General features: G+C 56.7%; 7 protein-coding genes. All 7 read right to left on the bottom strand.

Translation table 11 applies throughout. From position 1 onward, the window contains the following. Positions 1-5: 5 nt before the first annotated feature. The 7 genes from QZ554_RS00670 to QZ554_RS00640 all read right to left on the bottom strand — a co-directional run bounded on the left by QZ554_RS00670 (position 6) and on the right by QZ554_RS00640 (position 12,011). Complete coding sequence (locus QZ554_RS00670; RefSeq protein ID WP_297193422.1) at positions 6-1,142, bottom strand: DUF4369 domain-containing protein; 1,137 nt, start codon at positions 1,140-1,142, stop codon at positions 6-8. A 45-nt stretch (positions 1,143-1,187) separates the two neighbouring features. Continuing rightward, entirely contained in the window at positions 1,188-2,189 is a 1,002-nt protein-coding gene (dusB, locus tag QZ554_RS00665) for a tRNA dihydrouridine synthase DusB (RefSeq protein WP_297193420.1), read from the bottom strand. Beyond that, positions 2,176-3,882: a SulP family inorganic anion transporter gene (locus tag QZ554_RS00660; RefSeq protein WP_297193418.1), complete on the bottom strand. Its 1,707-nt coding sequence runs from the start codon at positions 3,880-3,882 to the stop codon at positions 2,176-2,178. The genes dusB and QZ554_RS00660 overlap by 14 nt, the downstream gene beginning before the upstream one ends. A 1,586-nt stretch (positions 3,883-5,468) precedes the next feature. Further along, positions 5,469-7,013 (bottom strand): lamin tail domain-containing protein, encoded by a 1,545-nt coding sequence (locus tag QZ554_RS00655; protein ID WP_297193416.1) that lies wholly within the window; start codon positions 7,011-7,013, stop codon positions 5,469-5,471. Between the two features lie 249 nt (positions 7,014-7,262). Beyond that, on the bottom strand, positions 7,263-8,192 hold the full coding sequence (locus tag QZ554_RS00650) for a tyrosine-type recombinase/integrase (RefSeq protein WP_297193414.1): 930 nt from the start codon (positions 8,190-8,192) through the stop codon (positions 7,263-7,265). Positions 8,193-8,231: 39 nt separating this feature from the next. Further along, positions 8,232-8,882 carry a pyridoxamine 5'-phosphate oxidase gene (gene pdxH / locus QZ554_RS00645; protein WP_297193412.1) on the bottom strand — a complete coding sequence of 217 codons (651 nt, stop codon included), beginning with the start codon at positions 8,880-8,882 and terminating at the stop codon, positions 8,232-8,234. A gap of 627 nt (positions 8,883-9,509) precedes the next feature. Continuing rightward, complete coding sequence (locus tag QZ554_RS00640) at positions 9,510-12,011, bottom strand: bifunctional UDP-N-acetylmuramoyl-tripeptide:D-alanyl-D-alanine ligase/alanine racemase (RefSeq protein WP_297193410.1); 2,502 nt, start codon at positions 12,009-12,011, stop codon at positions 9,510-9,512. Between the last annotated feature and the right edge of the window lie 914 nt (positions 12,012-12,925).

Here is a 12,925-nt window from a genome sequence, read left to right as displayed (position 1 = left end):
TGTCGTTACTTGATCATCTCCCGAGGAGAAGCAAGGCGCTTGAGCTCGCTTCCTCGTATGGAGAAGAAGGTGGGGAGCTGCTGGACATTGTAGGTCGAGAGGCTTCTCCCCGAGGGGTCATGCACGCTGATCCAGGGTAGGGTGCGTGTAGCATTCTTCCAGAAGTAGGCATCACGATCGAGGGACACCTCATAGATAGTGATCTCGGGATGGCTCTCGTGTAGGGCTCGTAGCTGGGCAACGAGCTCGGGAGACCACTCCTGAGCGTAGGAGGTGAAGCTCAGGAGGACAGGGCCACGGGATGCCACCTCGGTGAGGGAGATCTCCTGACCAGACTTGTCTCGTAGCTTGAGCTCTGGGTAGTCCACGACATGGGGCTTAGCTCTCTGCGTGGTGTCGGGATTCTGTGCTCGGTAGTGAGCTCTTTGGTTGGCTAGTGCCGTAAGTGCGGCTTCCTTGAGCAGAGCGGTATAGGGGGCTGTGGGGTAGAAGGTGTCGTAGGCTGTCGCCACAGCGGCATAGGCCTTGGCATCAGCAGGTGTCTCTACGGAGAAATAGGCGCCCCCACGATAGGTCTGTAGGAGGGCAAAGTAGGCCGCTGGACTCTTGGGGTCTGCGTAGATATAGCGACTCTTCAGTACCTCCTTGAGTCCTCCACTCAGCGAATCGAGATGCTGCTCTATCCCCTCCTGCGTCATCTTAAGTGTGGGGAGCGAGGCGATGAAGGCCTCGATCGCACGATCCGTCTGCCAGCGTAGGTGACTGATCTCTCGTATCTGTTCGTTGTAGGCCTCTGCCTTGGTCAGGCGGTAAGAGGCAAAGAGGCTATCGCCCGAAGCCGTCAAGCTAAGTTGCGTCAGCGAATCAGCGGCGAAGGGGATGGACTCCTCGCCCAGCCTTAGGCGGTAGAACATCGGGTAGGCATGTCCCTCTCCCTCGAAGGAGAAGCGCCCATCCTGCCCTAGGACCACAGAGTCTAGGGTCTGTGCCTCATCGGAACTCGTGGTCTCTAGGTAGAGTACCTTACCCGAGGCGTCTGTGATCGTCCCCGAGACGGAGAAGTGCTGCTGCCCCGAACGACTGCACCCACAGAAGAGGGCTAGCGAGAGTAGGAGAGGCGTTAGATAGAGATTCGTCTTCATGTACTATGAATAGTATCTATATAAGATGTCTGTATATGCGATGTGTTAGCTCCAGTGTGTCCCCGTACTGAGGAGTAGCTCCTCGGCTCGTGCGATCTCGTGGAAGAGGGTCTCTCGTGTCGTCGCCTGGAGCATAGCGATGCGCACGGGGCGGAAGTTGTCGATGCCCTTGAAGATTGGGCTCGCTGCTATATGACGGCGACTATGGAGGATACCCCGACGTTCATCGAGCTTGTGGATATTGTTATCCACGAGCTGACGCAGGATGTCCACATAGAATGCCTTGGCTCTCAGGGGGGGCTCCTGACCTGTCTGGAGGAAGTACTTCATCTGCTCGAAGATCCAGGGTTGCCCGATCGTGGCACGTCCGACCATCACGGCATCGACGCCATAAGTGTCGAAGGCTCGGCGAGCCTCCTCTCCCGTAGTGATGTCTCCGTTACCGATAATAGGGATATGCATCCGAGGGTTGGCCTTCACAGCTCCGATGAGGCTCCAGTCGGCCTGCCCAGTGTACATCTGGGCACGTGTCCGTCCGTGGATCGTGAGTGCCTGGATCCCACAGTCCTGCAGTGCCTCGGCTAGCTCGACGATGATCTTGCTCTCGTTATCCCAGCCTAGGCGGGTCTTGACGGTCACGGGGATGTTCACAGCCCGGACGACCTCCTTGACGATACGTAGCATCTGATCGGGACAGCGAAGCATCCCACTGCCTGCCCCCTTACCTGCTACCCGCTTGACGGGACAGCCAAAGTTTAGATCCAGCAGCTCGGGCCCCGCAGCCTCTGCGATACGTGCTGCCTCTACCATCGGCTCTACCTCACGCCCGTAGATCTGGATCGCTACGGGACGCTCCTCTGGGTCGATAGCCAGCTTGCGTGTCGTCCCCGCTACCTGACGGATCAGGGCATCGGCACTTAGGAACTCCGTGTAGACAAGATCGGCTCCGAACCGCTTGCAGAGGAGGCGAAAGGCGACATCCGTCACATCCTCCATCGGGGCTAAGAGTAGGGGTTCATGCCCTAGATCGATCTTACCTATCTTCATTCTCTTTGTCTTCGCTAATATATGACTGTGCGGCCTCTAGTGCCTGGTGAATATCAGAGCAAATATAACGCTCTCCGATGAGATCTGCGATCTCGGTGGCCTCGAGTGTGGCACGTACCCGAGGATTGACCCCCGAGAGGACGAGCTGTACACCCTGTGTGCGGGAGGTCTCGACGAGGATATGGAGGTTGCGCACGGCCGTCGAGTCCATGAAGGGCACAAAGCGCATACGCAGGATACGTACCTTCGGGCGATCTCGGGTGGCGATAACCAGTTCCTCGAAGCGGTTAGCAATACCGAAGAAGAAAGGCCCATCGATCTCATAGACCTCTACCCCATCGGGCAGGGTGAGCACCTCCTGCGTCCCATGATGCCCGTCATCGCCGTGGGCATGTAGGGCGAGCTCCTTGCGGGAAACGAGGATCTTCGTAGACTCCACCATACGGCGCATGAAGAGGAGCATAGAGAGCAGTAGCCCTAGTTCTATAGCGATCGTTAGGTCAAAGAGCACCGTCAGCAGGAAGGTCGTCGCCAGCACCGCCACATCACTGCGCGGGCCACGTAGCGAGGCGCGTACCGACCGCCATCCACTCATGTTGTAGGAGATCACCACCAGCACACCCGCCAGACAAGCCATCGGGATATAGGCCGTCAGTGGCATGAGGAAGAGGAAGATCAGTAGCAGGACGATAGCATGTACCATACCGGCGACGGGGGTGCGCCCCCCATTGTTGATATTGGTCATGGTACGAGCGATCGCACCCGTCACAGGGATACCGCCCACGAAGGGGACGATGATATTGGCGACCCCCTGAGCGATCAGCTCGGTATTGGAGCGGTGTCGCTCCCCGATCACCCCATCGGCCACACTCGCCGAGAGGAGGGACTCAATAGCTCCCAAGAGGGCGATCGTGAAGGCGGGTGAGATCAGTGCTCCTATGGCCTGCCAGCTCAGCTCGGGGGCTACGGGGGTCAGCAGAGCGGTGGAAATCTGATAGCGGTCTCCGATGGTGACGAGGTCGGTGACCCCACCCCAAGTCTTCAGGGCATAGCCTACGAGGGTCATCACCACGATCGCTACCAGCGAACCTGGGATCACCTTCGTCACACGAGGGGTGAGTTGGATGATCACGATGCTCCCAATCCCCACGGCTAGAGTCAGCCAATGGGTCTCTCCGAGCGAGGAGAGGAGTACGCCCCACTTAGGCACAAACTCCTTGGGGAGCGAAGTCAGCCCTAGCCCAAAGAGGTCATTGACCTGAGTGGTGAAGATCGTCACGGCGATACCAGCCGTGAAGCCCAAGATAATAGGATAGGGAATAAACTTAATCAGAGAGCCTAAGCCCAAGACGCCCATCAGCACCAGTAGAATCCCCGCCATAAGTGTCGCCAGTAGCAAGCCACTCATCCCATACTCCCCGATGATCCCGAGGACAATGATGATGAAGGCTCCCGTCGGGCCACCTATCTGTACGGAGCTTCCCCCGAGGGCAGCGACGATGAAGCCCCCGATGACAGCTGTGACCAGCCCGACCTCGGGCGACACTCCGCTAGCGATAGCGAAGGCAATAGCCATAGGCAGGGCGACAATCCCCACGATCAGCCCAGCCATTAGGTCTCGGGTGAGCATCTGCGTCGTGTAGCCCTTGAGCCTATCCAGGAGCATAGGGCGGAAGTTCATGTTCAGCTTCATGTATTTATTCCTCAAATAAGTCCTCCTTACATTATATATAATACAGACAAAGATAAGCATAAGCACCCCAACACCAATTCCCCACTCTAAGGGGTGCGCACTCATATATGCCCTCCCAGCATGTGTACTCTCACAGAGCATGACACCCGCCCTCCACGAGAGTCGTCCAGATATGCGCCCTTCCCCACCCCTTCCCCTTGGTCAATAGCCAAAGGTAACCACCCGCCCAATCCCCTCTCCTAACTCCCTCTATATCGGGCACTACGAGAGGCGGAGCTAGGACATGCCGAGAAGGGAGATAGAGGGCATATAATATCCACCCTAATCACCTATGTAAGGTGATGACTGCGCTCTTACCGAGAGCGGGGAGGCGAACATATAATGATCGTTCCAGTCACCTATGTAAGGTGATTACAGTGGACATACCGAGCCCTACTCTAGGGGGCTCTCGGAAAGGGTGTGATGAGCGACTGGTGATAGGGGCAGGATAAATGGGGCGTGGGGCTATCGGTGCAGTAGGGCTAATAGGTCATAGGGCTAATAGGTGCAATAAGTCTAATATAGGTATGCTACTCACTAGCTCTAGGCAAAGCTAGGGAGACGGAACTCTCTCCCCCACTCGGGAGAGCACCACTGCTAGTAGATGAGAGTGCGTGTTGGAGGGAGTAGACCTCGAGAGGACGATGCCCACGACAGCAGATGAGCGCATGAGCACCACGGCTGGTAGATGAGAGAGTGTGTGAGGGAGGGGGCAGACCACGAGTGGAGGATGCCCACGATAGCAGATGAGCGCATGAGCACCACTGCGGGTAGATGAGAGAGTGTGTGAGGGAGGGGGCAGACCTCGAGAGGACGATGCCCACGACAGCAGATGAGCGCATGAGCACCACTGCTGGTAGATGAGAAAGAGTGGGGAGAGGGAGTGACCACAAGAGGAAGATGCCCACGACAGCAGATGAGCGCATGAGCACCACTGCTGGTAGAAGAGAGAGTGTGTGAGGGGGAGAGAGCAGACCACAAGAGGCCGATGCCCACGATAGCAGATGAGCGCATGAGCACCACTGCTAGTAGATGAGAGAGTGTGTGAGGGAGGGGGCAGACCACGAGAGGACGATGCCCACGACAGCTAATGTGCGCATGAGCACTACAGCTGGTAGATGAGAGAGTGTGTGGGAGGGAGCAGACCACGAGAGGACGATGCGAGGGAGATACCCATAGTAGAGCCCCACAGAGTGGGGGGCTATAGTATCGGACCTATTAGACTTATTAGACCTATTGCACCTATTAGACCTAGCCCCAGCAGAGCTATGGGAGCGAGAGGTCTAATAGGTGCAATAGGTGCAATAGGCCTAATAAGCTAGCCAAACCTAGCCCAGAGTGCACCAGAGCTGGTAGAGCTGTGTGGGTTGGGCAGGGTGGATAGACTATGAGTGCTAGGAGGTATAGTGTGTGGGGCGCTAGACTAGATAGCCGAGGAGTGCTGGATGATGAGCCTAGGGGGAGATAGGGCGATGGATGAGGTGATGAGCCTAGGCATGGAGAGATAGGGAGCTGTCGCCAGCTGAGGGAGACTAGCCCGTGAGAGCCTAGGGGCGGTAGAGCTTAACGACACGTCGATCACTGAGGGTCTCGGGAGTTGAAAGGGTGACGACGAGGAGGAGTAGCCCACGGCGAGAACCGACGAGAGCCTCTAGGTGCTGCTCGGGATGTTCTAGGAGCGAGAGCAGGTTCGTCGGGTGGTGCCCCTCATTCTGCTGGACAACGAGTTGCCCCATCAGGTCATAGATACGCCAGGTGACTTGGTGGCCTGAGTATGCACGTAGCTCTTGCAGAAGTTCCGAGGGGGTAGTAGAGCCCCCACGAGGGGCATCAGAGGCCTTGGGGTCTTGTTCTCTCGGCTCTTTGCTCCAAAGCGAATTGGATCTACCAGGGGTAGCATGGCCTTGGGTAGCACGTGCAGGACGCCAATTGGTAGCTCCGTCGTCATCACGTAGGGGATCGACACGCTCCCACGCTACGCCAGCCTTGGTCTTCATTCCCCTAGGTAGACGAGCCTTGTCGTAGCTGCAGGCATCTATCGTGCGCCCCGTGGCATCGATGAGCCCAACCACCCCTGCTCGGTCTGTAAGATGGGGAAGGCTTACCTCTAGGACACCCTGAGCCGGAAGCCCGTAGAGCGACATCAGCGTGGAGCGGTCACTCGTCAGGACGACAAACGAGCGAGCGAAGAGGGAGACATCAGGCAGAGAGACGACCTCTACCGACTCTGCATCCCGCCCGACGACAAGGCGGTAGGGCGAAAGGCGAAGAGGCTCATCCGTGGGGTTGTAGAGCTCAATGTACTCTACCCCTTCCTTCGCAGGGTGTGCCATCACCTCAGAGATCAGGACATGCTTACCGGGATTGGTGTCAATGGGAGGAACGGGGTCGGGGGCAGGGTCGTCACTTGGGGGAGGAGTGCTTTGACCTAGGGCGGAGGAGATCCGAAGGTGGCTAAGTTGCCAAGCCTCGTTGTTCTTCGGGGAGTATTGGCAGACCCAGGCGAGGGAGTTTTTCGTCGGCAAAGAGGGCAGGAACTCATCATTTGTCCCGAGCTCGAGAGGTTGCCCGCCCTTGTCAGGGAAGGAGATCACGAGACGCCAGCCTACTCCTCTTCGGTAGTCCACCCGATAGTCGATACTGAAGACATGGGTAGAGGCAACACCTTCCTCCTCGATGAGCGTCTTGGTCTCTCGGTACTTGATGCGTGAGGCACTTCCCTCGGGATTTAGCTGTAGAGAGAGCGTCACGAGGGCGATGCCGTGATGTTCGCCTCCGACAGCGAGGGCAACATAGTCGTAGGTATTACCCTGCTGGGAGAGACAGCATAGTAGGACATAACTACAGTTCACCGAGGAGGGCTGCACCTGCCAGCGTATGCGCCCCTCGAAGCGTGGATCTTCGGGTAAAGTCGTAGCAATGGAGAGGACACTCAGCCCCCGTGCCACAGGGCGAGGAGCATGGAGCTCGATCGCTCCCCCTCGGAGCAAGAAGTGATCACGGTCTAATCGCCAAGTCGGAGCTGGGGGCACGATCCCGTCACCGCCTAGGTCGGGTGTCCATGTTTGTGCCCCAAGGGGTATTCTCACCACAAGGAGAAGAAGGCATATATAGGTAATAAGGCGCATAGTACGAGTGTGTATAGGATGGTATATATGATAGTGTGTGCTGTAGTGAAATGCCTCAACTAGTGGAGGAAGAGACGTCGTATGGAGACAAGGAACGAGATGAGGTAGAGCGTGTGTGTGGTAGAGAGCTATATAATAATGTATAGGTGATAGGTGTACGTGTGGCAGAGAGCGAAGGTATCAAGGCCTGGGAAACTATGGGGGAGAAAGGGGTTAGCCCTCCCCTTCGGGCTCGTCAGGCGGAGTGTGGCTCGCACGGGGATGAGCTTGGTAGACCTGCTTGAGCTGCTCGAAGGAGGTGTGGGTATAACGTACGGTCGTGGAGACAGAGTTGTGACCGAGGAGCTCACGCAGGAGCATAAGGTCGCCCCCCGAGTTAAGCATATCGGTGGCAAAGGAGTGACGAAGGGCATGCGCTCCACGACGGGAGAGGTGAGGCACAGAGGCGAGGGCTCGGTGTACGACTTGGTAGACAGAATGGGGACTCATCGCTCCACCCCGAGAGGTGACCAAGAGCGTCTCGGTAGAGCCAAACCGCTCATCACGTATATCCCGCCAGTGCTTGATGGCCTGGGCTAAGCCTTCGCCAAAGGGGACGATGCGCTCTTTGCGTCCCTTACCCAGCACCTTGAGCTGTCGGGAGTGAAGGTCTACATTACGATCCAGAAGGCCTGCGAGCTCAGAGCGTCTCAGCCCACACTCATAGAGGATAGATAGGAGGAGCTGATCTCGTACCCCTATCCAGTCCTGCGCCTCGGAGGATTCGTCAATGAGCCTATTGAGCTCTGCTGTCGGGACGTAGACGGGGAGAGGCTTATCTGCCTTCGGCGGACGGAGGGATTGAATAGGATTGACCCGAATGATTCCACTGCGTAGTAGATAGCGATAGTAGCTCTTGAGCGAGGCAAGGTACTTACCCACCGAAGAGGCCTTGGAGCCCGTGTCCAACCGATGAGATAGCCAGCTCCGTACGAGGTCGAGGTCGTGCTCCGTGGGGGCGAAGGGTTCGCCTAGTCGCTCCTCTGTATAGGCTAGGAACGCCCATAGATCCACCGAGTAGGCGTGGATCGTCATGGGCGAGGCATCGACCTCGGAGCGGAGATAGTCGAGGAAGGCCTGGATATAGTTGGGTGGCGTGGGCATAAGATCACCTATCGAGGAGCGATGGAGAGCTATGGAGAGCTATGGGGCGAGGCGATGGATCTCCCAGCTACCGTCTGCCTGCCGCTCGTAGAGGAAGCGGTCGTGCAGTCGGCTATCACGACCCTGCCAGAACTCAATACGGCGGGGTACGACAGCCCAGCCCCCCCAGTTGGCTGGGCGAGGTACCTCCCGCCCTACGAAGCGGAGGCTCTCCGAAGCAAAGCGCATCATGATGTATTCGCGCGAGGGTATGTGCTGACTCTGTGGAGAGATACGTGCCCCTACCCTACTCTTGTAGGGACGCATGGCGAAGTAGGCATCGCTCTCCTCAGGGCTTAGGCGGTGAATATCCCCCTCTACATGGATCTGACGCTCCAGCTCGTGCCATAGGAACGTGAGGGCAACATGAGGATTGGCAGCGATCTGCTGCCCCTTGCGACTCTCATAGTTGCTATAGAAGACGAACTGCTCGTCCAGCACTTCCTTCAGTAGGACGGTACGGACACTTGGGTAGCCATCGGGGGTCGAGGTGGCGACGATCATAGCTGTGGGCTCATTGACCTGGGTCTCTATAGCTTGGTTGAGCCACTTGCCCACGAGTTCAAAGGGATCATCAGGCAAATCCTTGCGCCCGAGACTCAGGGAGGAGTACTCCCTGCGTATATTCTCTAAATGTAGATCCTTTACCATACTCTTGTTAAGACATATTAGGGCGGAGTAGATACATACCCCCAGCGGGTAGAGGTACTATCGAGACCCCATGAGTCTGCTCTCACAAAAGTACAAGATACACCCTTCGTAAGCAACTAGATCTCCTTGTTTAACACAATTATGCACGATATATCCCCACCTGCTATCGCCATAGGTTGGCTCCAGGATGAGTAGTGAGAGAGCTTCGAGGGTAATCTCCTTGTGACCGACTCAGGCAAGAGCAAGCATCAAAACTCACTCTATTATCAATAAATTAGGAGTCAAACAAGGCAGGGACTACAGGGGTGGTTTTAGGGTCAAAGAAGGGGTAAGAGACTACGAAACAGCACCTTTAGTTCTTAATTATTTTAATTATACTTTGTTAGTATTTTTATTATATATAAACTTTGCTTTTCGGTAGGAAAGTCTCTACATTTGCTTCTAGGAACATTAAGAAATACCCCTCACTCATCTTAGCTTGTGAGGGAAGGATCCCTCAATAACACCATTGCACTTCGCACCAAACCGGAGGCCTTGTGTCTACCTTCATCCCCTACAAGATCTGGGGCAAGGGCAATGTTGATGTAAAGAGCGTGATGTAAAGAGCGTGCGTATAGTCGTCCTCCCTTACTCACGCCAGTAGCGACGCTGGACTCGGGAGGAGATCCCCGTGAGGATCTCGTAGGGGATGGTATCGCAGACCTCGGCCACATCCTCTAGGGGAAGGCCTTCGCATCCGAAGAGGATCGCTTCATCCCCTACCAGCACACCGGGCACATCCGTCACATCGACCATACAGGCATCCATACACACATTGCCGATCGTGGGGCAGAGATGTCCACGGATCATCACCGCATACGCTCCCCGGCTCAGTCGTCGGCTGAAGCCATCGGCATACCCGACGGGCAGTACCGCCACACGGGAATCACGAGCGAGCTGCCCACGACAGCCGCAGCCGATGTATTCGCCTGCCTTCAGGTCCTTCACCTGAAGGATCACAGTAGAGAAGCGGGCGATGGGCTCTACCCCTGCCCTAGCCGTGGGGCTGAAGCCGTAGAGTCCGATCCCAAGACGAGCCATATCCAGCGCATACTGGGGATAACGCTCGATCCCTGCCGTATTGAGCAGGTGGCGACGAGGACGATAGCCGAGGGTACGCTCCAGCGCATCACAGCTCTGGACAAACTGCTCATACTGGTGGTGGACATAGTCCGCCTTGGTCTCCTCGTCTGCCGTCGCTAGATGGCTAAAGACCGTGCACACCCGCAGTTCACTGCACGCAGCGAGCTCCCTACCGAGACGCTCCATATCCTCGTAGTCGAAGCCCAAGCGGTGCATCCCACTATCGACCTTGATATGTATCGGGAAGTCCTGCACCCCCAGCGCCCGAGCCTTCGCACGAAGCCCCTCTAGGAGCTGGAAGCTGTACACCTCGGGCTCTAGCATGTGGGCAAAGAGGGTCTCGGCACTGCGTAGCTCGGGGTTCATAATCATGAGGTGGGTGCGTATCCCCTTCTCCCTAAGCTCTCGCCCTTCGTCTGCGACGGCTACGGCGAGGTATTCCACCCTATGCTCTTGCAGTGTGCGTGCTAGCTCAAAGGCACCTGTGCCGTACCCATCAGCCTTGATCATACAGATGATCGGATGCTGGGGATGCAGGAGAGCTCGGTAGTGATTGAGGTTGTGCACGACAGCCTGTAGGTCTATATCCAGCACTGTCTGGTGCTCCTGAATGGAGAGCCTGCGGTAGACCTCCTCGAAGGCAAAGCGCCGAGCCCCCTTAATCAGCAGACAGCTCCCCTGAATCTGTGACAGCACCTGAGACCCCAGCAAAGCCTGTGTCGTGGGGAAGGTAATGACCTGCACCCCCTCGAGCCCCTCCAGTTGGGACGAGATATGCTCCCCTACGGCGATCAGCTCCTGCACCCCGTAGCTACGGATCAGGCTCGCCACCTCGCCATAGAGGACTTGGTCACCGAGGCCGCTTCCCTCGATGTCCGAGAGCAGTAGGACTGGACGCATCGCCGTGGCGGTAGCCCGTCGCCTCAGGAAGTCTAGGGCGATAGAGAGCGACTGGAGGTCACAGCTGTAGGAGTCGTTGATGAGGGTATTCCCCGCTATACCATCCTTGACCTCTAGGCGCATGGCCACGGAGTGAAGGCCTTCCCATCGCTCGGGTTGGCTCAGGAGCTCGGGGGCAAGCTGGGTAATGAGCGTGAGGGCGACCAAGCAATCCTCCACATAACCCGCATCGGTGAAGGGGAGGGTCAGCTGATAGTCCTTCCCTAGGGCTCGTAGCTGGAGGTTCGTCTTATCTCCCCGTGCTTCCTCTCGCTCTACATAGAGGGTCGCAGTGCGGTCTTTTCTACTCCAGGTGAGGTGCTCACCCTCGGGACAAGCCTCCCGCATCAGCCGTGCCACGAGGGGGTCATCTATCCCGTAGACAGTCGTATGGCAGGCGGTGAAGAGCTGGAGCTTCTCCCGAAGCTTCTCCTCCAGCGACACAAAGTTCTCCTGATGGGCACTACCTAGGCAGGTGAAGAGGCCAATACTCGGCTGGATCACTTCCCGGAGGGGTGCCATCTCATGGGGCTGGGAGATACCCGCCTCTAGGATCGCCAGTTCGTCTGTCGCCTCTATCCCGAGCACGGAGAGGGGGACACCGATCTGCGAATTGTAGCTACGAGGGGAGCGCACGACAGCACGTGTCGGCTCTAGGAGCTGATAGAGGAGCTCCTTAACGATCGTCTTCCCATTACTTCCCGTGATCCCGATACACTGTAGCTGGGGGAAGCGAGCCCGATGAGCCGAAGCGATGCACTGCAGGGCTCGTACCGAGGAGGGGACGACATACCAGTTGCCCGACCATTCGCCCTTAGTCACCTGCTCTGGCAAGTGCTCCACGACGAAGCTACGTACCCCACGGGCGTAGAGCTGTGGGATATAGCGGTGACCATCCCCCGAATCGGTAGTGATGGCGATGAAGAGGGTATCTGAAGGGCTGAGGAGTGAACGGCTATCAGTCAGGATGTGTCGTATCAAGGCACTACCCTCCTGGACGGGGAGGGAGGTCTTCAGAAGCCTTCGTAGCTCCTCGGGGGCGAAGGCTGGGGTGACTAATCTATCCATACGTATCTATGGGGTATCATATATAACAGCCCACAAAGGTACAAATAGCTCGCCTGCCCTATACCACCTTCCTCGCCTCTTGCCCGACTTTGCCGACAGCACAGCTATCCTCCTCCCCTCGCCCACTGCCCACCTATACTGCCCATCATGCCTACCTCATCCCCCCCCAACCGATAGACACAGCATACCCGCCCCTACCTAAAGGACAGCATGCCCCACCATACTACACCCATCGCACACAGCATACCCACCCCTACCTAATAGGCAGCCTAGCCCACACCATGCTACACCCATCACACATAGCATACCCACCCCTACCTAATGGACAGCCTAGCCCACACCATACAGCCCCAACACACAGCATAGCTATCCCCAGCACACTACACACCTAACTCTAGGGCACGGCTACTCGCTCTCTCACCCTAGGGCAGTCACAGCTCTACCGCCCGACACGCCATAGCCCTCCAGCTCTAGGGCTACACACTTCCCCATACCTTATTAGACCCATTGCACCTATTAGACTTATAGACCTATCGCACCTATCCCCCTCCACTAGGCAGGCTATACCACACATACCGAGAGTGGGGAGAGCCTAGGTGGAGGTCGTATATAGCTACTACCTAGGAGGGGAAAAGTATACACGTGTGTATACCATAGTGTACCCACGTGTATACAACAGTGTACACGCGTGTACACTACCTCGCTCTAAGTATATCCCCGAAAGGGCTCTAGAAAGCGTGATCCTCGGGACGAAGCCTAGACGCTCCAGAGGAGCAGCTAAGCCCCCTAAGCCAAGATACAACACCCCCAAAGAAGCCCAAGGGTGGAGCGTACGAAAAGAGATCAGACGTCAACCCTAAGAGATTAGGGAGATGGAGAATGGTTTGCTACTATTTGTGTATCTTTGTGTTAAT

Origin of the sequence: uncultured Porphyromonas sp., assembly GCF_915070105.1 — a bacterium.
Lineage (GTDB): Bacteria > Bacteroidota > Bacteroidia > Bacteroidales > Porphyromonadaceae > Porphyromonas.
This window is presented reverse-complemented; position numbering and strand designations above follow the sequence as displayed.